Origin of the sequence: Pelotomaculum terephthalicicum JT (genome assembly GCF_022410535.1) — a bacterium.
Classification (GTDB): Bacteria; Bacillota; Desulfotomaculia; order Desulfotomaculales; family Pelotomaculaceae; genus Pelotomaculum_D; species Pelotomaculum_D terephthalicicum.
In genome coordinates, this window is record NZ_JAKNBL010000002.1 from 127,786 (window position 1) to 150,538 (window position 22,753).

Here is a 22,753-nt window from a genome sequence, read left to right on the forward strand (position 1 = left end):
CGGCAGGGGTGGTGCGGCAATTGCTCCTCGAACATATTTACCGTACTGTTTTTGTGTATTTTTTGGTCCTGGTAGTGATCAGAATGATGGGGAAACGGGAAATCGGCCAGCTTTCCCCTTTCGATTTCGTAGTCGCGATAATTATTGCCGAGCTGGCGGCCATACCGATGGAGGCCACTGATGAGCCGCTCTGGAATAGTATTCTGCCTCTGGTTATCCTGGGCTTGCTGGAGGTGGTGATGTCCTACGCCACCCTGTTCAGCAGAACCTTGCGCTGTATTGTCTGCGGCCGCCCGCAGGTAATTATCAAAAGCGGGCAGCTGTTGCGCAACGAGATGAGAAAAGCGCGCTATAACCTGGATGATCTGCTGGGACAACTCAGGGATAAAGGGATCGTCGACGTGGGTGAAGTGGAGTTTGCCGTACTGGAGACATCCGGGAAACTCAGTGTTATTTTAAAATCCCAGTACCGCCCGGTTACCCCGGCCGACCTGGGCATTTCGACTCCTTACGAAGGTCTCCCCACGGTACTGGTGATGGACGGCAGTGTGATCGGCGAAAACTTAAAAGAAGTCAACCTTGACGAAAACTGGCTCAACGAGCAGCTAAGAGAGCGCGGGCTTGAACCGAAGAAAGTCCTGCTCGCCACGCTGGGGACCGACGGCAGGCTGTTCGTCAATGAAAAATAAGCGTGGTAGGTATATAAAAAAATAGTTGCCACTAGAATTTTAGGGCTAAAGGGTTTAGTTATATATTCATCAGCCCCAATTCAAATCTAAACAATTCATCCGATTCTTCGGTTCGGCTGTCAGCATAATGATGGCTATATATAGAAATATCCTCCAAAACTAATACTTGCATTTTACTGATTCATGAAAAAATCTTAAAAAATTGCTTATTACCACCCGAATTTCCAGCCATCCCGAAGCATTGCCAGAAGATGTTGCTTGATAAAGCATATCATATTCCAAGTTTATGTAAACATTACTCTGCCTAGTAAATGGAGGGATAAATATAAATTATAGGCTGTATAGATTTATCTTTCCAACCCTTTATAAAAATCAGCATTTGGAGAAGTCTTCGGTATTGCGGAAAGCGTATATAGCGCGGACGGCGCTTCCAAACGATAGCTTACAATATTTTCTTATATGTATTAATACCTTGAAACGGCAAACAAACTTAATGATGATTAAAATAAAAAAAGGAAAATGCTGTTGTTGGTAGAATTACTCTAAATATGTAAAGAATATCAATGATTTGTTGCAAACCGCAGAGTTTTCTTTGGCAGGGCGGTGGGGACGTATTATTCAGCTCGATCGGAAACAACAGTTGATTATACTCCTGCTGGCAGGGGTGATTTTATTCAGCGGGGGCTACCGTTACGCTCAAATAAAGGAGCGTGCGGCGAATGAAAGCAAGCCCGCGTTGGAGAATACAACTGAAACTAAGACAAAGGAAATACAGGTGCATGTAGTGGGGGCGGTAGACAGGCCGGGAGTTTACAAATTGTTTCAAGGTGCGAGGGTCATTGACGCCGTTAACATGGCCGGGCCGAAAGAGGACGCTGATCTGGATTCTTTACAGCTCGCTTCGCTGCTCAATGACGGCAAGACAATACCTGTCCCATTTAAAACATCCTCTCCAGACACGCCTGGGAACATTTCCGAAAACACACCCGGCGGAGGTGGATATGGCGCCGCAGTTCCCGGGCAGGGCGCGGGTCAGGCTGGTTCAGCCCAAGCTAACGGCCTAGTGAATATAAACACGGCGGATCTCAGCCAGTTGGACACGCTTCCCGGGATCGGTCCGTCGCTGGCGCAGCGAATTGTCCAATACCGCGAGACAAACGGGTCTTTCTATAGCATCGAAGATATTAAAAATGTGTCGGGCATAGGCGATAAAAAGTTTGAGGAACTTAAGGACAAGATAACCGTGCGTTAATCATGCAACTTGCACTGTGCGAAGCGCGCGTTGTCGCCGATAATATTGTTAAAACACAACCTTTGGGAAACGGAGGGTTTCGCATTTGGATGTAAGCATACTGGTTAGAATGCTGTTAATGAATTATCTGCAAACTGCTCTTACCGGAGAAAAAAAAGTCGATGAGACCGGTAGCGCCGGTATCTTTGGTAGCGCCGGCGGCGACGGCAGCGATTTTGAGTCGCTGCTGGCCCTGGCCATAGCCGGCGGCAGTCTCGGCCAAGGTGACTATCTATCCAGTTACGGTGTTCCCGGCAGTGTTTCCACACGGCGGGTAAAATCCGCTTCAACCGGCACTGTTTCATCCAGAAGCGCGCAAAAGTCCGGTACTGCCGCCGGTACAGGCCTGGCCGGTTTGATTGAAAGAATTTCCTCCAAGTACGGGGTTGACCCGGCGCTGGTTAAATCGGTAGTCCAGGCGGAGTCCAGCTTCAACCCGAACGCCACGTCGCCCGCGGGAGCCATGGGATTGATGCAGCTGATGCCCGGCACAGCCGATTCCCTGGGTGTGGATGACCCTTATGATCCGGTGCAGAACGTGGACGGCGGCGTGCGCTATTTGAGGCAGCTCCTAAACCGCTACAATGGGAACAGCAGCTTGGCGCTGGCGGCCTACAACGCCGGTCCGGGCGCGGTCGACCGGGCGGGTGGAATACCGAATTACCGGGAAACGAGGGATTATGTGCGCAAGGTGTTGGAAAACAGGGTAAACTTTATAGTTTAAGCCTTGGTAATTACTCAGGAGTCAGTAGTCAGAAAAGAGACTCGTATATATCATCTTAAATTATTTGGGTTCGGTTAACTAGTTTATTAGAATAACCATCTTTAGCCATTCTTTGGAAAACTATTTTCTGGAAAATAGGTTCAAGTCATGCTCCAAAGCGGATGGGGTCTTTTAATTCAACTGAAATTATATGATTATTTTGCCATGCATGTGTCTTAAAATGTTTTATTCGACTCCTGACTCCTAAATACCTGTAATTATTCGAGGTAGTTCTATGAACAGACCTCTGATTGTTCTTACTGCCTGTTACATGGCAGGTGTTTTATCAGGCGGACTGGTAAACATTAGCTCTTCTTTGGCATTGCCGCTGGCGGGTTTTTGCCTGCTGGCGGCAGCGGCCGGTTACGCGGTGGCCTGGCGGGAAAATCGCCGGGTTATTTTAATTCTCTTTTTCTGCCTGGGACTGGCCATGTCCCGCCTGGCGCTTGAAGAAAGTGAAACGCTTCTGGTTGAATACTCCGGGCGGCAGGTGGTTCTCACCGGGCGGATAGTGGCGGAGCCGGATGTGCGGGAGGATAAAGTGTTTTACCTGCTGCAGGCGCGGGAGCTGTCGTCGGGTGAGGAGAGCCGGGCGGTCACCGGGAAGGTGCGGCTTCAGGTCAAGGAATCAAACCGGGTCCTCGGTTACGGCGACGTGGTGAAAGCAGCCGGGCTGCTGGCCAGGCCGGATTTGCCGGGCAACCCGGGTGGGTTTAATTACAGGACGTATCTGGAGCGGCAGGGCATCAGAGTAGTCTTGATGGCCCGGGGTGAAAAATCTGTGGAAAAAACCGGCGACAACACGGTTAACCCGCTGCTGAACGCTGCCCTGCAGCTGAAACGGAAACTGTCTTCAGCCGCCACCGCGTCGCTCGCGCCAACTCAAGCGGCAGTATTAAACGGAATTGTCTTCGGCACTCAAGGGCTGATTGACCCTCAAACAAGGCAGGCTTTTACTGAAACTGGAATAGTACATATCCTTAGTGTTTCCGGGCTGCATATCGGCCTGGTGCTGGGCGGAATGGTAGGATTGTTGCGGCTGCTGAGGTTGCCCCCAGGACTGACGGTGCCGCTGGTCACGCCGGTATTAATTTTTTATGTCCTGATGACCGGGTTTAACCCGGCTGTGCTGCGCGCGGCCGTCATGGCCCTTTTGTTGCTCTGGGCGCACCAGTTGGGCCGTGACCGGGACTGGCCCACCACCATGGCGCTGGCGGCCCTGGCCATCCTTCTCTGGAACCCGCTGCAAATTTACCATCCGGGATTTCAGCTTTCCTTCGCCGCCACATGGGGAATTCTCTATCTGTCACCTATTATAGCTAACGGCTGTGCCGGGCTGTGCAAAGTTTTTCCGGACGGTTTGGCCCGTCCTTTAGCCCAGGCGCTGGCAGTCCCCCTGGCCGCCCAGCTGGCGACAATACCGCTGGTGGCCTGGTATTACAACATGATTTCGCCGGTATCGCTCCTGGCCAACCTCGTGGCGGTGCCCCTGGTTGGAATAATCATGCTGCTGGGTGTCATATCCGCGTTTCTGGGCATGGTCTGGCTGCCGCCGGCTGTTTTGGTGAATGTAAGCAACGGTATCATTATCAATATGTTCTTGAAGATCGTCGGCTTCTTCCAAGGGCTGCCCGGCGCGGTGTTTTACCTGCCCACGCCGCCGGAGGCGCTGGCGGTGGTCTGGTACGGTGGTCTGCTGGCAATTGGCTGGCTCCATTCAGGAGGACCCGGGCCGGCTGTGAAAGAGCGGGTGAAAGGATGGATAATAGTAGGGCTGGCGCTTGGCGCCGCGCTCTTTTTGGTTTGGACGTCCTTGGCCGGCGGGCGGGAATTGGCGGTGCATTTTCTGGATGTCGGACAGGGGGACTGCATTCTGGTGCAAACTCCGGGCGGCAATAACATGTTGATTGACACCGGCGGCAGGCGGGATGAATTTCAAACCGGCACCGGGACCGGTGACCAAGTGGTAACGCCCTACTTGCATAAAATCGGGGTCAGGCGTTTGGACGTACTGGTTTTGACTCACCCGCACGAAGATCACGCCGGCGGCGCCGCCGCGGTAGTAAGAAATTTTCCTGTAAAAATGGCGGTTGTTTCACAAATGGACGAAGTCCTGAAGAGCCTGGAAGAATCGGGGGCTGAAGAAACAACCACCGTCAAAAAAAAAGGAAAAAATGACACCGGTGAAGAAGTACCTTTAGCTTATATAGATTTGCTGAAAAAAATGGCCGCCGCCGGCACCGCGGTGCGGACTGCCGGCGCTGGCGACATGATTAAGCTGGACCGTGAGACGGAGGTGGAAGTGCTTTATCCCGGATTGACGGCGGGCAAGACAATATCTAATATGAACAATTGCTCACTGGTGCTTAAGCTGACGTACAGACAAAGGTCATTCATGTTTACGGGAGATGTCGAGATGGATGCGCAGAGCGAATTAATCCAAGGAGGGGCGGACTTGCGGGCGGATGTCTTAAAAATGCCCCACCACGGCAGCCGTTCCTTGCTGCCGGCGCTGGTGGAACAGGTGAATCCTGAAGCGGCGGTAATTTCCGTTGGCGCTCACAATAACTTCGGCCACCCCGCCCAGTTCACCTTGGATACGCTTAATCGGGAAGGGGTGCGGGTTTACCGCACCGACCTGGACGGGGCAGTGCTCTTTGAAACAGACGGACGCCGGCTTGAGGTGAAGACCGGTAAAAATAAAGATGCGAAATGATAATGTAGTTTGCTATTATCATGTTGATGAAAAATTTATAAAGTGGTGAAGTGAATGCAGAATTCTCAAACGGGCAGTGAAGAATATGTCTTTAGCCAGGTTGAAAACCTGCTGAATGTGGGAATCGCCCTCACTGCCGAAAAAGATCACAACCGGCTGCTGGAGATGATCGTCTCTGAAGCGCGCAATATTACGAACAGTGACGCCGGCACCCTTTATTTGCGGCAAAATGATCAACTCGTTTTTAAAATAGTGCAGACAGAGTCTCAAAATGTTTTCCTGGGCGGTTCAGGGGAAGAAGTCAAACTGCCGCCGGTGGCGCTCGTGGAGAGTAATGTGTCGGCCTATGTGGCGCTTACCGGCAAAACGGTGAATATAGCCGATGTATACTTCGCTGAAGGGTTTGATTTTTCCGGCCCCCGCAATTATGACCGGATCACGGGTTACCGTACCAAGTCGATGCTTGTCGTGCCGTTGGAAGACCACGAGGGAGAAATCATCGGCGTACTGCAGCTGATCAATTCCCTGGAAAGTGACAACCGCACAGTCAGAGTATTCCCTGCACACTACCAGAAAGTGATTGAGTCCCTGGCCTCCCAGGCCGCCATCGCCCTGACCAACGCGCAGCTTTTAAGAGATATTGAAAACCTGTTTAATTCCTTTGTGCAGGTAATGGCTACGGCCATCGACGCCAGGACACCGTACAACGCGAACCACACCAGGCGCGTCGCCATGCTGGCGAGGGCGACCGCGGAAGCGGTAAACGTTGTTCAGGATGGACCTCTGGCGCAAGAGCACTTTAACCGGGAAAGGCTTGAGCAATTAACCATGGCGGGATGGCTGCATGACATCGGCAAGGTCACCACGCCTTTATCCGTGATGAATAAGGCCACCCGCCTGGAAGGCCGGATAGATATCGTGCTGCAGCGAATGGACTTTATCAGCCAGTCCGAAAAAATGAACAGTCTCGCCAGGCAAGTGGAACTGTTGAAAAAAGGAATGCCGGAGGAAGCTGAGCGGGAGATCCTGCTAAGCGCGGAGCGCCTGGTAAAGATCAAAGAAATAAAGGAGTTGATCGTCAAGTGTGACAATCCGGCAACCTTTATTGACGACCAGCTTCTTGAGCAGCTGCGCGAGGCCGCCGGCCGCAAATATCTTGATCCGGAGGGTGTGGAGAAACCATATCTAAGCCCGGCGGAACTGGAGTGCCTGTGCATCCGCAAGGGTACCCTCACGGACGAAGAACGGGACATAATGGAACAGCATGTGGAGGTAACAGGCAAAATGCTGGAAAAAATTACTTTTATCAAAAAACTCAAGGATGTTCCCCTGTTTGCGAGCATGCATCATGAGTTTCTGGACGGAAACGGTTATCCCAACAAGCTGAAAAACGGCACTATCCCTCTTGAAGGGAGAATACTGTCTCTGGTCGATATCTATGACGCGCTGACGGCGGGAGACCGCCCTTATAAAAAAGCCATACCATGGGAAGAGGCCCTGCGCATTCTTGGTTTTATGGTAAGAGAAGGCAAGCTGGACAGTGAATTGTTTAATGTTTTTAAAGAACACCGAGTTTGGGAAAAGGTATGTGATTAGATGAACGGTACTCAACCGCCGGGTGCCCATCCCGGCGAAGAAAATGAAACAGCGGATGAAATTAATCAAGCAAAGCCGGACAGCCCGCTGCAATTTTACCTTTGCAACACACTTGGCTGTTTAATGGAAAGGGAGCTCAGATCTTGCTTTGAGTGCGATGACTTCCCCTGCGCAAAATTACGTCCGTTTGGATAATATTTCTGTGCTCTTATTGTAACCGGGTTGAATTTCCCGGCGTTTGACCTGAAAAATCAAGAAAGATATAATAATTGTACGGTGAGGAGGGGTTTGCCTTGGACAAGATTAAATCAGCTTACGAAATGGCCATGGAACGTTTCCAGCAAAGGAAAGAAGTGCCCCGCCCGGAAATCGACCGGCTGGAGTACCTGCCTGTGGGAAGAGCTATAGCCGCTAATTACCTAAAGGAAATCAATTACGATATTTTCGCTGAAATCGGCAAGCACTCCGATAATTATAAAAAGTACATAATCGAAGGCATGCAGGAAACCTTTTTGAACAACATCCTGCCGCCCGCGGACAAATCTTCCCGGGAGAAAAACAAGAAGGCGATGGAAGGGCTGCTGCTAATCAAAGAGGATAAACGGGCGGTGGGGGAAGTTTTTGGCCGGCTGGAGCACCTCTTTAAGTATTACGAGCAGGCCCTGGCGCAGGCTTACAGCCGGTTCAAGGATGATTATGGCGCGAAGATCAAGGCGGCTGTGGGTAAAATGACCGGGGGGAAAGTAAATATCGATCCGGAAAAGCAACCGGGTTTCCGGGAAGAATGGATGAAAGCGCTTAGCCGTTTAAACGACCAGTATATAAGCGTGCTGGGGGAACAGAAAGATTTATTGCGAAAGTTCAATTAAATTACGCAAAGTGGGGTGGTAAATATGGCCGTTGCGGAGGTAAGCATTGTCCCTGTAGGCACGCCGTCGCCCAGTCTGAGCGAGTATGTGGCGGGATGTATCGCGATACTTGACAGCGCTGAAGGAATCACCTATCAGCTTAACCCCATGGGTACTGTCATAGAAGGGGAACTGGACCGCGTTTTGGAGGTGGTCCGGAGGATGCACGAGCATCCTTTCACAAAGGGTGTCGAAAGAGTGGTCACCACTGTCCGCGTTGACGACCGGCGGGACAAAAAGTTGACTATGGCCGGTAAAGTGGCGGCGGTTGAGGCCAGACTGAGACAGGGGCAACAGTAATGCAATATTTTATTGAGCTTTTAAACAGCCTTGAACGGGGAGTAGTTGCCCCGGTTTATCTGTTTTACGGGGAAGAGACCTACTTGCGGGAGCAGGCTGTTGCACGTTTTAAGGACTATTTTGTTCAGGGCGGCGAGTCCGCCCTGAACTATGACCTGGTTGACGGCGAAGCGGTAAACCCGGTGGATATAGCGGCAAGGGCGGAGACGCTCCCTTTTTTTTCTGATAAGCGCCTGGTGGTGGTCAGGAATCCTCTTTTCTTCAAGGCCAGACGGGCCGGCGAGCCAGTCGCGGAAACGGGGGAGGAAACGAAAGTACCGGAAAAAGAACAGACGTTGCTGAATTACCTGGAGAACCCGCTGACTTCAACCTGCCTTGTTTTTACCACCGGTGAGCCGGTGGATAAGCGCAAAAAAATATTTCGTTTAATTAAAAAGAACGGGCGGGCAATCGATTTTAATTTCCTCAAAAAGGCGGAACTGGGCCGCTGGCTGGCGCAAAAAGCCGGCGCGGCCGGCAAAAAATTCGAAACGGGAGCGGGAGACGCTTTCCTGGAGTCTGTTGGCCCGTCGCTGCAAAATCTGGTAATGGAACTGGACAAGTTAATCAACTACACAGCCGGGCGCGAAGTGATCACTCTGACGGATGTGCGCCGGGTGTCCACGCCCGGAGTGGATGACAATATTTTTGCCATTGTCGATGCGATCGGCGGCAAGCGATGCGGGGAAGCGCTGGCAGGCATAAAAGAATTGCTGGCGGCGAAAGAACCTCCGCTCCGCTTGCTGGCGATGATCACCAGGCAGTTCCGCCTGCTGCTGCAGGTGAGCGACTTAACCGGGCGGGGCTGTCCGGCCCGGGAAATCTACGGAAGGCTAAAAATACAGCCATTTGTTTATAAAAAAATTGCCACGCAATGTCGCAATTTTGAGCAGAACCTGTTAATTGGCGTTTTTGAATCCCTGTCGGAATTGGAGTCAGCGGTAAAAACCGGGCGGCAGGAGTTTTACCCGGCGATTGAGACGTATTTGTTAAAACTTTGCCTGTAGTCCTGTTTCAGGTGCGAACAATAAAACCACCCTTGACCGCATAGGGTGGTTTTTCCGTTTAACCCATCAGTTTATTGAATTTCTTCATCAGACGTGATTTTTTGCGTGACGCTGCATTTTTATGTAAAATGCCTTTTGTTACGGCTTTGTCAATTGCTTTCACGGCATTGCGAAGCTTTGTGCCGGCTTCTTCAGCATTGGTTGCGCCCAGGGCTCCTTCGAACTTTCTGATAGTAGTGCGCAGCGCCGATTTGATCCGTGTGTTGCGTAATGTCCGTAAACGGATAATTTCGGCTCTTTTTGCTGCTGATTTAATGTTCGGCATGTTTATCCTCACCCCCCAACGGGACCAATTTTACCATGCGTGGTGAAAAAATGCAAGCGCGACTGGTATATACTTTCAAATTTCGGGCAAAAATACAGGTAATTGAATAAGATAGGGGGTGATTTGAGGATGCAATGGCTCGGATTAGTAATCAGGTTTGTCGTTTCAGCACTTGTTTTAATTGTAGTAAGCTGGCTCTCACCCGGCTTCGTGGTGAGCGGAGGGTTCGTCGGGGCTTTAATTGCGGCGGTGGTGATTGCCGTACTGGGTTACATCGCTGAAGCCCTCCTGGGTGAACGTATTTCTCCCAGAAACAGGGGTCTTGTCGGTTTTATTACGGCGGCAGTGGTAATTTACCTGGCGCAGTTTATTATTCCTACGCTGCTCAGTGTGAATCTGCTCGGCGCGTTGATTTCCGCATTTATTGTCGGACTTATTGATGCTTTTGTACCGACTGTCATACGTTAACAGAGACGACCTTCATAAACCCTTCCTCCGGAACATAGAATTAATGGACGATTCCTGGAGGGGGGGGTTTTTATGTACCCGGTGCACGCCGCCCGGTTCCGCTACGCGCGCATTGATCACGTCTGCAGATTTATCGCCCTCGCCGGATTGCTGTCAATGCTGCTGTTATTATTTTCCCGGATAACAGGCGCTGCAGCCTTGACTGCGCTCAAAGAAACCGTGGATAAAATACCGGAAGGAGTCATAGCGGTTTTTTACCAGCGTGAACCGTTGAAAATACTTCAAGGCGCCCTGCCGGTGCTGTGCTGGAGCGGTTTTGAAGAGGATTCCTGCTCCGGCAGCCTGTCCCAATCGCTGCTGGATTCCCTGGGTGTTGTTGTCCGGGTTGATATGAGCAGTCCTGCCGCGGTTTTAAAATCACAAATGCCGGTGCTGGTTATGTCGGCGCCGCCGGGAGCGGTAGCTGTAAGCAGGTCAGGTGGCGCTCATCCGGTTGACAATGCTCCGGCGGCTCAAACCTCCACGCTGCCTGGAGAAATTCTGGTGATAATCTATAACACGCACACCGGAGAGACATACAGCATGACTGACCGGGCAGAAAGGCTGGACGGCAGGCAAGGCGGAATTGTGACCGTGGCCGCGGCGTTGCAGGAAACCCTGGAGAGCAAGTACGGCATTAAAGTGGCGCGCTCGGACCGTATTCATGATGCCGACTATAACGCTTCCTATCTTGAGTCGGAAAAAACCTTAAAGGAAATGCTGGCCGCCAACCCTGAGGCCAGGGTTGTTTTTGACATTCACCGCGACGCCGCGAAATCGCGTGAGCAAAGTCTGGTGAAAATTAACGGTGAGAACGTGGCGCCGCTTCTTTTCATCACCGGCGCCCGCATGTCGTCGAACTATGCCTTCGCTGCAAAGCTCTCGGCAGAAACAAATAAGATGTATCCGGGGCTTTCCCTGGGTGTCAGAGTGAAGACCAGCAATTATAACCAGTATCTTCACCCTCACGCGGTGCTGGTGGAAATAGGCACGTCAAAAAATTCAGTGGAAGAGGCGGTACGCTCAGCGGTTCTGTTTGCAGATGCGGTAGCCCGGGTGATTATGGAAGAGAGTAAGGTGATATCGTGACCTGGACAAAATATAAGTGCGTAGTTTTAATGTCAATTGCTGCAGTAGCTATAGGAAGCGCTTACACGCTGGCCAATTTTAACGAAATCGTCGCACCTGATGTACCGGTACAGGCTATCCGGTTTGAAAACGCGGGAGCAGACGTTTATCGTTTGGAAATCATGGGGGAAAACCTTGTTGTGAAAAGGCCGGATAAATATTACCGCCTTATTGAAAACAAATGCGGCGAAATCTTAATGTCCTCTAATAATAACGCCGCAGCATTCCGGGACAAGTTCCTCTCAGATATTATACCACGCGTGCTTCAGATAGAAAAAGGATTAGAACATTGGTTCCAGACCCTGCCTTTTGAAAGCGTCCGGGAAAAGGGCTAAAGATAAGAGAAGATATTGATGAAAACAAACGGTAACCCCTTGGCAGGGGTTATTTTAGTTCATGGCTGAATATTTTTTCAAAAGCATGGTGGACAAAGCAGTTAAACGGTGTTAGTATACTTTTAATTAAATAATTGTTTAGGTATCCCCGGTATATCGGGGATGAAAAGGGAACCGGGTGTGAATCCCGGACGGTCCGGCCACTGTAAGTGGGGAGCAGTTCCCAAAATGCCACTGGTTTTTGATAGCCTGGGAAGGCGGGAGATGCGCTTTGAGCCACGAGTCAGGATACCTGCCTGGGCAAAATTAAGTATTGCCTTCCGTGGAAAGGTTTGTGCTTAGAGGGTGCTATATATAAAGGTGTGAGGCCTTTTAAAACCCGGCTTTTACGGAAAAGCCGGGTTTTTCTACATCCCTATACCTGAATTTTCGATATACTGCCCTCATTAAGTCCTCCTTGCCAGGGTTCCAATAATCCTTTACCCTGAAACATTTTTTAATACTAAGTTTTAAGAAATACAAACTTAAACTTCATCCAGCCAAGAGCAGCTTTGATAATGGCGGCAGTTGCAGCTTTATGTGATGTGAGATAAGGCGTTCATTTTTTTTAGTTAGGAAAACAGGTGCCCCGTCCTGTGATGGACGGGAGTTAAAAGGGAAGCCGGTGTGAATCCGGCGCGGTCCCGCCACTGTAACGGAGAGCTGTCTTACTTAATGAAGGAGCAAACCGTCGGTTTTGGGGAAATTCCTTTTTCCTCGACGATTTCACGAAGGAATGTCCCCCACTCTTTTGCCACTGGGTTTTGCCCGGGAAGGCGTAAGGCAAGCGATGAACCGGAGCCAGGAAACCTGCCTGTTTTCCCCAGCGTTGGACCTTACGCGGATAAGGGGGTGTTGGGGTTGTACCTGGCAAAATCAATATTTCCTCCCTAGTTAATATTTAAATAATTTTCCAATATTAAACAGAGTTAGGGAGGAGAGACTTTATGCAAGGTATCAAAAGGCTTATCATGGGTATATTCATTGTTTCCCTGGTATTATTGTCTGTGGCGCCGGCGATGGCCGGAGAGAGCGAAAAAGAAAAAAAGGCCATTCTGCTGGTTACCTTCGGGACAGGCGTCCAGTCCGCAATGCCGGCATACAACAACCTGGAGCAAGCTGTCAAGGATGCTTTCCCCGGGGTTGAAGTGCGTTGGGCCTACACCTCAAAACTCATCAGGGATAAAATAGCCAAGCGGGGCGGACGGATTGTCGACGCTCCCTTCACCGCATTGTCCAAGTTGAGAGCGGAGGGTTACGGGAAAGTTGTGGTGCAGTCGGACCATATTTTCCCGGGACAGGAATATAGCGATCTCCTGGAGGTCGTCAACAGTTTTCTGACGCTTCAGACGCCGGAGGGTGAATTTGGCCCCAGGAAAATGTCCCTGGGCAGACCCCTTCTCTATCACCACGCGGACTATGTTGATGCGTCGGAGGCCATCGCTTCCCAGTTTCCCGCCGATACCGCATCGAACGCCGTGGTCCTGATGGGACACGGCAGCGAACACCCTTCCGCTTCCGCTTACGGGAAGCTTAACGATATTTTGCGGCACGAGTATAAGAATGTGTTTTTAGGCACGGTGGAAGGCTATCCCAGCCTGGAGGAAGTGAAGAAAGACCTGGCGGCGTCCGGAGTTAAAAGAGCAACCTTGATACCCTTTATGAACATTGCCGGCGACCATGCCCTGAACGACCTGGACGGCGATGAGGAGGACTCCTGGAAATCCCAGCTGAACAGACTCGGATATGAAACCGATACCCAGCTCAAGGGGCTTCTGGAGAACAAAGCAATCGTGGATATATTCGTAAAACACCTGGCCGCGGCTATGGCGGAATTGGATGAGAAAAGCCTGAAGGACGCGGAAGTGCGGGTTAACGGTGAAAAAATTGCCTACAGCGAGCCCCCGCGCGCCGATGGTGATTTGATCATGGCCCAGATGAGACCAACCTTTGAAGCCATGGGCTTTAGTGTTTCGTGGGATGAAAACGAGGGGGCGGCAGTGGCTGAAAAAAGTGGCCTGACGGTGTCCTTCCGGCCCGGCAGCGGCTATGCGCTGGTAAACGGCGTGGAAACCGCGTTGGATGCCGAATGCCAGGCAGCCAACAACGGCTCGACGATGATTCCGCTGTCCTTTTTCAGCAAGCGACTTGGCTATTCGGTTAACTGGGATGCCGACGGCAACATCAATATATTTAACAAATAAATGAAAGGTTCAAATGCAAAGCAAATTAATTCTGGTCCAACGAAAAAAGGAAAAGCAAAGGCTGCTTGTCTTACTTGTCCTGGCTGTGCTCCTGACCGCCGGCTGTCTGATCTTTACTGGCTCGGGCGTCATTAAAATACCGCCCTGGGAGATAGCCAGAATCATTTTTTCATCTTTGACCGCCGACGGCACGGCGCTTGCCGGTTTGGACGATATCCACCGGGCGGTAATACTGGAGATCAGGCTGCCCAGGATCTTGACTGCTGTCCTGGTGGGGGCCGGTTTGGCCACCGCCGGGGCAGTCTTCCAGGGGCTCCTAATGAACCCCCTGGCCGACCCCTATACCCTCGGCGTATCCACCGGCGCGGCTTTCGGGGCCGCTCTGGCCATATTCTTCGGCATCTTCCTGCCCGGCGGCTTGGGTATGCTGACAGTGCCCCTGTTTGCCCTGGCAGGGGCTCTTCTGGCTCTGGGAGCCGTATACGGGCTCGCCCTGGTTAACGGCACCCTGGCGGTCACCAACCTGATCCTTGCGGGGGTTATTGTCAGCGCCATACTTTCTGCGGCCATCAGTTTTCTGAAGAGTATGGCCGGCGAAGGAGTCGGCTCAATTGTCTTCTGGCTGATGGGAAGCTTTGCCTCCCGGGGCTGGCATCACGTTTTTTTATGCCTGCTCCCGGTCTTGGCCGGCCTTTTGATCTGCTGCTATTACGCCGACGACCTCAATGTCCTGAGCCTGGGGAGCAATGCGGCCAGACAATTGGGGGTCGATGACGGCAAAGTCATTACCATCCTCCTGGTCACTTGCTCTTTGATTACCGCAGCCTGCGTTTCGGTTTCCGGCATCGTCGGCTTTGTGGGGCTGATCGTCCCTCACCTGATGCGTATGCTGGTGGGGCCTGATCACCGGATCCTGATCCCGGTATCAGCGGTGGGAGGGGCCCTGTTGCTAAGCGGAGCGGATACCATCGCCAGAAACCTGCTGGCCACGGAAATCCCGGTGGGGGTCCTGACCACCCTGCTCGGCGGGCCATTTTTCTGCTATATTTTCAAAATGAGGGCAAAAAGCCAGATGTTTTAGGAGGACACTTTGGAAAAAACGGTGCTGATCAAGACCGACAACTTGACTTTGTGTTACGGAAAGCACCCCGCCCTGCAGACAGTCAGCCTGGACATCCGGGAAGGGGGCTTTTACGGCGTGCTCGGGCCCAACGGCAGCGGCAAGACCACCCTGATCAACGTTATGTGCGGGGTGCTGAAGCCTTCCGCCGGACGTGTCTTTTGGCAGGGCAGGGAGCTGCGGTTTTACCGCCGCCGGCATATTGCCCGCAGTTTCGCCGTTGTGCCCCAGGACTGCTCCATCAACTTTCCCTTTACCGTGCTGGAAGTTGTCATGATGGGGCGCAAACCCCACCTGGGCCGGCTGGGCAGGCTTACTGACGAAGACCTGGGGATTGTTTACAGCTGTATGGAACATTGCGGGGTTTTGGACTATGCCGAAAAGGCCGTTACCAGCCTGAGCGGCGGGGAGCGCCAGCGGGTGATTCTGGCCCGCGCCCTGGCCCAGACGCCGCAAGTGCTGTTTTTGGATGAGGCTACGTCAAATCTGGACATTTCCCACAAGATAGATTTGCTTAAACTGATTAAAAGGTTGAACACGAGGCAAGGCGTGACGGTCATTGCCGCGCTGCACGATTTGAACCTTGCCGGGATGTTCTGCGATTATTTTATATACATGGAAAAAGGGCAGGTAGCTTGCGAAGGTCCCGGAGACCTTGTTTTTAACGAAAAAGTGATCAAGCAGATTTTTAATGTGCAAGTGGAGATAGACAAACATCCGGTTACCGGCAAGTATCATTTAACTTTGCTGCCCGATTCGGGATGAAAGGAGAAAGATGAATGAAGAGATCCGGAATGATGTTTATTTTTTTTATCATTACCCTGAGTGCCGCATTGGCCGGATGCGGCCAAACCCGGACTGCTCCGGCGCCCGACAACCTGGTGGTGGTGGACGACCTGGGCAAGGAGGTCAGGTTGGAGGAACCGGCCCGGAGGATCATCTCGCTTTACGCCGCGCATACGGAGAATCTCTTTTCCCTCGGGCTGGACGAAGAGATTATCGGGGTGTCCGACAGCGAGACCTACCCGCCGGCCGCCCTGGCAAAACCCTCCTACAGCTTCCGGGAAGACGCTGAAAAGATCATAGCGGCCGGGCCGGACTTGGTGCTTGCCAGGACTTTCATAGCCAACAATTACCCGGATTTTATAGCAAAATTGGAGATGGCCGGTATTCCCGTCGCGGTTCTGTACCCGGAGAACATTGATCAATTTCTTCTGTACCTGCAAAAACTGGGTCGGCTGACCGGTAAGGAGCAAGAAGCCGCTGGGCTGGCAGCCGAATTCAACAGCCGCCTAAAGACGGTTGAGGAATTAGTGGCCGGGGTACCCTGGCAGGAGCGAAAAAAAGTGTTCTTTGAGACGACCAAGGACATAACCACCTGCACGCCGGATTCCAATGCCGCTTTTGTCCTGGAAAAGGCCGGCGCCGTCAACGTGGCGGCGGACGCGCCCGCGGTTAAACAGGGCAGCACCATAGCCTCCTATGGTCAGGAACGGCTTCTCGCCAGTGCCCGGGATATTGACGTGTACATTGCGCAAAAAGGTGAAATGAACAAGGTCAGGGAGGAAGAAATATACCTGCGGCCCGGTTACCAGGTCATCAAGGCCGTCCGGGAACATCAGGTTTACCTGGTAGACGAAGCGGTGGTATCACGCCCCACCATGCGGTTATTGGACGGCATTACCGCGCTCGGACGGATCCTGTATCCGGATTGCTTTAAAAATATATAAATCTGAATACTGAATATTACCAAATCGGAACATATTGCAAAAGATCGGCGTAGAAAACAGGGCCGGTCTGTTAAATAGCGCCACGTATTTGACATAACATTATTGAGTTAATTAATAATGAATAATTAATATAAATAAAGGACTTCCTCAATGGGGGAAGTCCTTGGTAATTGCCGCCCATTTCCGCCGGTGATATAATAATATAGTTGTGCTTGAAATAAGGAGTGAAGTTTTTTGATAGAGTGGGAAAAAGATAGAATCCGTAATTTCTGCATAATTGCTCATATTGACCACGGCAAGTCCACCTTGGCGGACAGGCTGCTGGAATATACCGGCGCCTTGAGCGAGCGGGAGATGACCAACCAGGTGCTGGACCAGATGGACCTGGAGCGGGAGCGGGGCATTACCATCAAGATGCAGGCCGTGCGCTTGAATTACCTGGCCGGGGACGGCCGGGAATACCAGTTGAATCTGATTGACACCCCCGGCCACGTGGACTTCTCCTACGAGGTGTCCCGCAGTCTGGCCGCCTGTGAAGGCGCGCTGCTGGTGGTGGACGCGGCCCAGGGAATCGAAGCCCAGACGCTGGCCAATGTTTACCTGGCCATGGATCACAACCTGGAAATAATCCCTGTCATTAATAAAATTGACCTGCCCGGCGCGGACCCGGAAAGAGTGAAGCAGGAAATCGAAGATGTGATCGGTCTGGATGCTTCGGACTGCATATTGGCTTCCGCTAAAAGCGGGACCGGTGTTAGGGATATTCTTGAACAAATTGTGGCTAAAATACCCCCGCCCGGTGGTCAGACCGGGGCTTCCTTAAAGGCGCTGGTTTTCGATTCCCACTACGATCCCTATAAGGGAGTTATCGCCTATATTCGCGTCATGGAGGGCATAGTAACTAAGGGTATGCAGATTAAGATGATGGCTACCGGCAGGGAGTTTGAGGTGAGTGAAACGGGAATATTCCGCCCCACTCTCCTCTCTGTCGGTGAACTGCGCACCGGCGAGGTGGGTTTTATCGCTGCCGGCATAAAAAACGTCAAGGACTGCCGGGTAGGGGACACGGTTACGGACGCCCGGCGCCCGGCTGCGGTGCCGCTGCCCGGCTACCGCAAGGTCACCCCGATGGTTTACTGTGGCTTATACCCCGTGGACAACATACAATATGACGATCTGAAAGACGCGCTGGAAAAGCTCAAGCTAAACGATGCTTCCTTGCTATATGAACCGGAGACTTCCGAGGCGTTGGGTTTCGGCTTTCGCTGCGGCTTTCTGGGCCTGTTGCACATGGAGATTATCCAGGAGCGGCTTGAGCGCGAGTACGGCCTGAACTTGATTACCACCGCACCGAACGTCGTTTACCGGGTTACCACCACTGCCGGGGAAGTAATGGAAATCGACAACCCCAGCAAAATGCCGCCGGCCGGCAAAGTGGAAATAATTGAGGAACCTTTTGTCAAGGCGCTCATCATGTGTCCGAAAGATTATGTGGGCGCGGTGATGGAATTGTGCCAGGAGCGGCGCGGCACTTTCGCCGACATGGAATATATGAGCGCCGGCCGGGTCATTTTGACTTATAACCTGCCGCTCAGTGAGATTATTTTTGATTTCTTCGATCAACTCAAGTCGCGGACAAGGGGCTACGCCTCGCTTGATTACGAGTTGTCCGGGTATAAGGAATCAAACCTGGTTAAGCTGGATATCATGATTGCCGGTGAAGTGCTTGACGCTCTTTCTGTAATCATTCACGATGATAAGGCTTATTACCGGGGCCGTCAGCTGGTGGAAAAACTGCGGGGGCTGATTCCGCGCCACCTCTTTGAAGTCCCGATTCAAGCCACCATCGGCAACCGTATTATCGCCCGGGAAACAGTGAAAGCGGTGCGTAAGAATGTGCTGGCCAAGTGCTACGGCGGAGACATCACCCGCAAACGCAAGCTGCTGGAGAAACAAAAAGAAGGCAAAAAGCGGATGAAGCAGGTTGGCAATGTCGAAATACCGCAGGAGGCCTTTATGGCGGTCTTAAGCATTGAAAAGTAGTCAGGAGTTAGGAGCCAGGATTCAGAATAAAAAAATGGTTTACTGTCCCGAATTATTCTGAATTCTGACTCCTGAATTCTGACTTCTGAACGACTAGAGGTGTCCGGACAATGACCCTTGGTTTATATATCCATGTTCCGTTTTGTGTTAGAAAGTGCCGTTATTGCGATTTTATTTCTTATCCTTATACGAAAGGGGCAGCCGGAATCTACCTGGATTCTTTGTTTAAGGAGATAGAAATGTATGGCGGTATTTTACCGGAACATGATAAAATACTCACCAGTGTTTTTATCGGCGGCGGGACACCTACCTGCCTGCCGGTTGAAAAATTGCTTTCCGTGTTGGAAAAGGTAAATAAAAATTTCCACTTGCCGCCGGGGTGTGAGATAACTGTGGAGGCTAATCCGGGAACGGTTGGCCGCAGGTCCCTGGCGCTGCTGCGGAAGGGTGGGGTGAACAGGCTCAGCCTGGGGGTGCAGGCTTTTCAGGATAACATATTGGCGGTGCTGGGGCGTGTCCATACCGCCGCCGAAGCCGCCGGGGCTGTCCGCGCGGCCAGGGAGGCCGGGTTTGAAAACCTGAATCTGGACCTGATCTACGGAATTCCGGGTCAAACCGGAGAAGACTGGTTGGAATCACTGGACCAGGCTACTGCTCTAGGCCCGGAGCACATAGCGGCCTACGGGCTTCAGCTGGAGGCGGGAACACCTCTGGAACAGGCGGTGTCCAGCGGCGGGCTTGAGCCTTGTTCTGAAGATCTGGAACTGTTCATGTATCAGACGGCAATTGATTATTTGACCGGGCGGGACTATGTTCATTATGAGATTTCCAATTTTGCCCGGTCCGGACGGGAGTCGGTTCACAATCTGAACTATTGGCTTAATCAGTCTTACCTGGGCATCGGTCCGGCCGCGCATTCTTACCTGCAAGGTGAACGTTTCGCCAATGATTCCACTATAAAGGGCTACGCCGGCAGTCTTGCCCAGGGGAAATTGCCGGTGGCAGCAAGAGATGCCGCAATCGTCCGGCATGAGATGGCCGAGACCATGTTTCTGGGCTTGCGGCTGCTCAAGGGAGTTCACCTGGAAGCTTTTTACCACCGCTTCGGCCGGCGGGCGGAGGATATTTACCGGGTGGAAATAACTTCTTTGCGGGAAGCCGGACTGGTGGAGCTCGCGGACGGATACCTGCGCCTCACTGCAAAAGGCCTGCCGCTCGGTAATGAAGTTTTTAAAGAATTTGTATGCAGCCATTATTAGTAAAATATTTGCATACTTTTCACCAATTCCCTTGACAATTCGTTATAGTAGTGCTATTTTTTATTTAGAGGTTTTTAGCACTCAATAACGTAGAGTGCTAACAAGAAGGAGGTCCGGCAAAGTAATGGAAGACCGTAAGCAAAAGGTACTGTTAGCTGTCGTTCACGACTACATTGCCACCGCTGAGCCAGTCGGTTCCCGGACCATCGCCAAAAAATACAAGCTGGGGGTAAGCCCGGCTACAATACGCAATGAAATGGCAGACCTGGAGGATCAGGGGTTTATCGAACAGCCTTACACCTCGGCCGGCCGTATTCCGTCGGAACTCGGCTACCGTTATTATGTTGACTTTTTAATGAGAAAGCAGGAATTATCGAAGGAAGAAGAAGAGTTAATCAGGCGGGAATATAGAGCCAAGGTGAGAGATGTCGGGCAGGTGATTCATAAAACAGGCCTGCTTCTCTCCCAATTGACTCATTATACCGCGATGGTGCTGACGCCGCGCATTGGCATCAGCAGTCTGAAACATGTCCAGATTGTATATATGCATCAGTCCCGGGCCATGGTAATCGCCGTTATGGATAACGGCGCTGTTCAGCACAGGATGATCGAGATACCGGAGAGCATCACCGCTTTGGACATGGAAACGATATCCAGGGTGCTGAACGACAAGCTTCAAGGTCTTACCATGAAAAGCATTAAATTGAATCTAATTAAGGAAATTTATTCCGAACTCGCCAGGCATAAAAATGTTCTGGACATGGTCATGGAATTAATCCAAGATAGCCTGACGCTTGAAGTCGAGGATAAAATATACCTCGGCGGGGTATTTAATATGTTAAATCAGCCTGAATTCCACAACGTGGAAAAGATTAAGACCATGCTGAGCATCATGGAACAAGAGAAACTTCTTTGCAATATCCTGGAAGGCGGGGGCGAGGATGAGGGTGTGACTGTGCGGATCGGCGGGGAAATCGACCAGTGGGATATGAAGGAGTGCAGCATGATTACCGCCCCTTACACTGTGCGTGGCCGCAAGATGGGTTCTCTTGGAGTGCTGGGACCCACCAGGATGGAATACGCCAAAGTGGTAAGTGTCGTTGATTATTTGACAAAATACCTTTCCCGGACTCTGGAGCGGATGATCCAGGGCGTGCGAAAGTGAGGGGGAACCCTGTTTGAGCTTAAAGAAGGAAGCAATTTCCGGTTCTGAGGTAGATGAAAAGCTGGCCGCCCTGATGACCAACTCCAATGCCATCCGGGCCATCGCGTCAGCGGTGGAAGGCACCCTGGGGCCCAAGGGGCTGGACACCATGCTGGTTGATAAATTTGGAGACGTGGTAATAACAAACGATGGCGTGACGATACTAACAATGATGGAAGCCAATCACCCCGCTGCGCGGATGCTGATTAACATAGCCAAGGCGCAGCAGGAGGAGATCGGGGACGGCACCACCACGGCCACGGTGATGGCGGGAGCGCTGGTCAGCGCCGGCTTTGAGCAGGTTGCCAAAGGGGTGCCCGTGGCGCGGGTAATTGAAGGATTGCGTGTCGGCTTGAAAAGAGCTCTTGAAGCAATGTCTGAGCAAGCCCGCCCGGTTGAAGGACTAAGCGACCCGGCGGTCCGGCAGGTGGCGCTGGTGGCCGGACGAGAGCATGGGGATATCGCCGATCTGGTGGTGCGGGCGGCGGTGTTGGTAGGTGAGGACAAACTCAGGGATGATCCCACGTTTAAATTTTCCGATACTATTATTGCCGAAGAAGGGGCGGAAAATCAAGTTTTTATGGGCGTTATTATCAACAAGGAGCGGATGAACCGCCAGATGCCCAAGGAACTGGAACGGGTAAAAGTGCTGGTGATTGACGATGCCCTTGAGCCGGAGGAAATTGAAGACGAGGCTTTAGGGACCGAAGCGGGATTTAGCCGTTACCTGCAACTACAAGCTGAATTTAAAGATAACATTAATAAAATAGCCGGCCTGCAAGTTGGCCTGGTTCTGGTCGATCGCGGAGTGGACGACGCGGCTGAAGAGATTCTCACGGACAATGGCATAATGGTTGTCCAGCGGGTGTCCAACAAGGAACTGCGCAAGGCGTCGGAACTGACGGGCGCGAGAATGATCAAGCGCACCGGCCTGAAAAAGGCGGTTGATGAGCTGGAAAAATGCCTGGGTTACGCCGATAGGGTGTACAGCGATGAAAAGCTGGAACAGGTATGGGTAATGGGCGGCAAAGGAAAGCCCATGGCAACCGTGCTGGTGGGCGCGGCCACGTCGGAGGTGGTCGGCGAAAGGGAGCGCATCGCCAAGGACGCCGCTTCTTCCGTCCAGTCCGCTATCAAGGGGGGTGTGGTCCCCGGCGGGGGGGCCATGGAACTGGCGGTGGCGCGCGAGGTGGAGAAGGTAAGAGAAGGGATCAGGGGAATGGCTGCATACGGGGTGGATTGCGTGGTTGAAGCCTTGAAGCGGCCCATGGCGCAAATTGTGGCCAACGCCGGATTCAACCCGCTGGAGAAGCTGGGCGACGTCATTGCCGCCCAGGTGGAAACAGGCAAGCATTCCCTTGCGGTTGACTGTGACAGCGGGCAAGTTGCCGATATGGATGAACTGGGCGTTGTTGATCCGGCCAATGTGAAAATCTATGCCCTGAAAGCGGCCGGTGAAGTGGCCGAAGCCATCTTGAGAATAGACACGATCATTAAAAAACGGGAAGAAAAAGATATGCACGATAAAGACATCGTTAATCAATGATTAT

The 22,753-nt window shown here is 51.9% G+C and carries 21 protein-coding genes and 2 riboswitches; of the genes, 20 read left to right on the top strand and 1 reads right to left on the bottom strand.

Annotated features, from left to right (window positions below; translation table 11 throughout):
* The first annotated feature begins 83 nt into the window (after positions 1-83).
* The 9 genes from L9W92_RS02960 (at position 84) to holA (ending at position 9,309) form a co-directional block, all read left to right on the top strand.
* On the top strand, positions 84-689 hold the full coding sequence (locus L9W92_RS02960) for a DUF421 domain-containing protein (RefSeq protein ID WP_240082369.1): 606 nt from the start codon (positions 84-86) through the stop codon (positions 687-689).
* A gap of 592 nt (positions 690-1,281) precedes the next feature.
* Complete coding sequence (locus L9W92_RS02965) at positions 1,282-1,941, top strand: ComEA family DNA-binding protein (RefSeq protein ID WP_240082259.1); 660 nt, start codon at positions 1,282-1,284, stop codon at positions 1,939-1,941.
* Positions 1,942-2,026: 85 nt separating this feature from the next.
* Positions 2,027-2,704 carry a lytic transglycosylase domain-containing protein gene (locus L9W92_RS18770; RefSeq protein ID WP_282442281.1) on the top strand — a complete coding sequence of 226 codons (678 nt, stop codon included), beginning with the start codon at positions 2,027-2,029 and terminating at the stop codon, positions 2,702-2,704.
* 274 nt (positions 2,705-2,978) lie between these two features.
* Positions 2,979-5,459, top strand: a complete 2,481-nt coding sequence (locus L9W92_RS02975; RefSeq protein WP_240082260.1) for a DNA internalization-related competence protein ComEC/Rec2 — start codon at positions 2,979-2,981, stop codon at positions 5,457-5,459.
* A 54-nt stretch (positions 5,460-5,513) separates the two neighbouring features.
* Positions 5,514-7,055, top strand: a complete 1,542-nt coding sequence (locus L9W92_RS02980; RefSeq protein WP_240082261.1) for an HD domain-containing phosphohydrolase — start codon at positions 5,514-5,516, stop codon at positions 7,053-7,055.
* The gene (locus L9W92_RS02985) at positions 7,056-7,250 is read left to right on the top strand and encodes a DUF3795 domain-containing protein (RefSeq protein ID WP_240082262.1); all 195 of its coding nucleotides are present in this window, start codon (positions 7,056-7,058) and stop codon (positions 7,248-7,250) included. It begins immediately after the preceding gene.
* Between the two features lie 98 nt (positions 7,251-7,348).
* Entirely contained in the window at positions 7,349-7,924 is a 576-nt protein-coding gene (locus L9W92_RS02990) for a DUF6657 family protein (protein WP_240082263.1), read from the top strand.
* A 24-nt stretch (positions 7,925-7,948) separates the two neighbouring features.
* Positions 7,949-8,263 carry an MTH1187 family thiamine-binding protein gene (locus L9W92_RS02995; protein ID WP_240082264.1) on the top strand — a complete coding sequence of 105 codons (315 nt, stop codon included), beginning with the start codon at positions 7,949-7,951 and terminating at the stop codon, positions 8,261-8,263.
* Positions 8,263-9,309 carry a DNA polymerase III subunit delta gene (gene holA, locus L9W92_RS03000; RefSeq protein ID WP_240082265.1) on the top strand — a complete coding sequence of 349 codons (1,047 nt, stop codon included), beginning with the start codon at positions 8,263-8,265 and terminating at the stop codon, positions 9,307-9,309. Before L9W92_RS02995 ends, holA begins: the two co-directional genes overlap by 1 nt.
* 58 nt (positions 9,310-9,367) lie before the next feature.
* Here holA and rpsT read toward each other — a convergent pair whose 3' ends face one another.
* Positions 9,368-9,634, bottom strand: coding sequence for a 30S ribosomal protein S20 (gene rpsT / locus L9W92_RS03005; RefSeq protein ID WP_240082266.1), 267 nt, complete (start codon positions 9,632-9,634; stop codon positions 9,368-9,370).
* A gap of 129 nt (positions 9,635-9,763) precedes the next feature.
* Between rpsT and L9W92_RS03010 the strand changes: the two genes are divergently transcribed.
* The 11 genes from L9W92_RS03010 (at position 9,764) to L9W92_RS03060 (ending at position 22,749) form a co-directional block, all read left to right on the top strand.
* Complete coding sequence (locus tag L9W92_RS03010; RefSeq protein ID WP_240082267.1) at positions 9,764-10,102, top strand: phage holin family protein; 339 nt, start codon at positions 9,764-9,766, stop codon at positions 10,100-10,102.
* 72 nt (positions 10,103-10,174) lie between these two features.
* Complete coding sequence (gene spoIIP / locus L9W92_RS03015; protein WP_240082268.1) at positions 10,175-11,230, top strand: stage II sporulation protein P; 1,056 nt, start codon at positions 10,175-10,177, stop codon at positions 11,228-11,230.
* Positions 11,231-11,259: 29 nt separating this feature from the next.
* Positions 11,260-11,604: a hypothetical protein gene (locus tag L9W92_RS03020; RefSeq protein WP_240082269.1), complete on the top strand. Its 345-nt coding sequence runs from the start codon at positions 11,260-11,262 to the stop codon at positions 11,602-11,604.
* A 123-nt stretch (positions 11,605-11,727) separates the two neighbouring features.
* Positions 11,728-11,918: riboswitch (cobalamin riboswitch) on the top strand.
* A 290-nt stretch (positions 11,919-12,208) separates the two neighbouring features.
* Positions 12,209-12,475, top strand: a riboswitch (cobalamin riboswitch).
* Positions 12,476-12,590: 115 nt separating this feature from the next.
* A complete protein-coding gene (locus L9W92_RS03025) occupies positions 12,591-13,847 on the top strand; it encodes a sirohydrochlorin cobaltochelatase (RefSeq protein ID WP_240082270.1) in 1,257 nt (418 codons plus the stop codon).
* Between the two features lie 13 nt (positions 13,848-13,860).
* Entirely contained in the window at positions 13,861-14,928 is a 1,068-nt protein-coding gene (locus L9W92_RS03030) for a FecCD family ABC transporter permease (RefSeq protein ID WP_240082271.1), read from the top strand.
* Positions 14,929-14,937: 9 nt separating this feature from the next.
* Entirely contained in the window at positions 14,938-15,732 is a 795-nt protein-coding gene (locus L9W92_RS03035) for an ABC transporter ATP-binding protein (protein ID WP_240082272.1), read from the top strand.
* Between the two features lie 14 nt (positions 15,733-15,746).
* The gene (locus L9W92_RS03040) at positions 15,747-16,697 is read left to right on the top strand and encodes an ABC transporter substrate-binding protein (protein WP_240082273.1); all 951 of its coding nucleotides are present in this window, start codon (positions 15,747-15,749) and stop codon (positions 16,695-16,697) included.
* Between the two features lie 237 nt (positions 16,698-16,934).
* Positions 16,935-18,740, top strand: a complete 1,806-nt coding sequence (gene lepA, locus L9W92_RS03045) for a translation elongation factor 4 (protein ID WP_240082370.1) — start codon at positions 16,935-16,937, stop codon at positions 18,738-18,740.
* A gap of 110 nt (positions 18,741-18,850) precedes the next feature.
* Positions 18,851-19,999 (top strand): radical SAM family heme chaperone HemW, encoded by a 1,149-nt coding sequence (gene hemW, locus L9W92_RS03050; protein ID WP_240082274.1) that lies wholly within the window; start codon positions 18,851-18,853, stop codon positions 19,997-19,999.
* A 124-nt stretch (positions 20,000-20,123) separates the two neighbouring features.
* The gene (gene hrcA / locus L9W92_RS03055) at positions 20,124-21,164 is read left to right on the top strand and encodes a heat-inducible transcriptional repressor HrcA (RefSeq protein WP_240082275.1); all 1,041 of its coding nucleotides are present in this window, start codon (positions 20,124-20,126) and stop codon (positions 21,162-21,164) included.
* Positions 21,165-21,177: 13 nt separating this feature from the next.
* Entirely contained in the window at positions 21,178-22,749 is a 1,572-nt protein-coding gene (locus L9W92_RS03060) for a TCP-1/cpn60 chaperonin family protein (protein ID WP_240082276.1), read from the top strand.
* The last annotated feature ends 4 nt before the right edge of the window (positions 22,750-22,753 follow it).

What these genes read in the sequence shown, in the direction of transcription:
- L9W92_RS02980 (WP_240082261.1), top strand. Translation starts at nt 5,514, where the DNA reads ATGCAGAATTCTCAAACGGGCAGTGAAGAATATGTCTTTAGCCAGGTT.
- L9W92_RS02975 (WP_240082260.1), top strand. Translation starts at nt 2,979, where the DNA reads ATGAACAGACCTCTGATTGTTCTTACTGCCTGTTACATGGCAGGTGTT.
- L9W92_RS02985 (WP_240082262.1), top strand. Translation starts at nt 7,056, where the DNA reads ATGAACGGTACTCAACCGCCGGGTGCCCATCCCGGCGAAGAAAATGAA.
- rpsT (WP_240082266.1), bottom strand. Translation starts at nt 9,634, where the DNA reads ATGCCGAACATTAAATCAGCAGCAAAAAGAGCCGAAATTATCCGTTTA.
- hemW (WP_240082274.1), top strand. Translation starts at nt 18,851, where the DNA reads ATGACCCTTGGTTTATATATCCATGTTCCGTTTTGTGTTAGAAAGTGC.
- L9W92_RS02960 (WP_240082369.1), top strand. Translation starts at nt 84, where the DNA reads ATGATGGGGAAACGGGAAATCGGCCAGCTTTCCCCTTTCGATTTCGTA.
- L9W92_RS03020 (WP_240082269.1), top strand. Translation starts at nt 11,260, where the DNA reads ATGTCAATTGCTGCAGTAGCTATAGGAAGCGCTTACACGCTGGCCAAT.
- holA (WP_240082265.1), top strand. Translation starts at nt 8,263, where the DNA reads ATGCAATATTTTATTGAGCTTTTAAACAGCCTTGAACGGGGAGTAGTT.
- L9W92_RS03030 (WP_240082271.1), top strand. Translation starts at nt 13,861, where the DNA reads ATGCAAAGCAAATTAATTCTGGTCCAACGAAAAAAGGAAAAGCAAAGG.
- L9W92_RS03040 (WP_240082273.1), top strand. Translation starts at nt 15,747, where the DNA reads ATGAAGAGATCCGGAATGATGTTTATTTTTTTTATCATTACCCTGAGT.
- hrcA (WP_240082275.1), top strand. Translation starts at nt 20,124, where the DNA reads ATGGAAGACCGTAAGCAAAAGGTACTGTTAGCTGTCGTTCACGACTAC.
- L9W92_RS02995 (WP_240082264.1), top strand. Translation starts at nt 7,949, where the DNA reads ATGGCCGTTGCGGAGGTAAGCATTGTCCCTGTAGGCACGCCGTCGCCC.
- spoIIP (WP_240082268.1), top strand. Translation starts at nt 10,175, where the DNA reads ATGTACCCGGTGCACGCCGCCCGGTTCCGCTACGCGCGCATTGATCAC.
- L9W92_RS03010 (WP_240082267.1), top strand. Translation starts at nt 9,764, where the DNA reads ATGCAATGGCTCGGATTAGTAATCAGGTTTGTCGTTTCAGCACTTGTT.
- L9W92_RS03025 (WP_240082270.1), top strand. Translation starts at nt 12,591, where the DNA reads ATGCAAGGTATCAAAAGGCTTATCATGGGTATATTCATTGTTTCCCTG.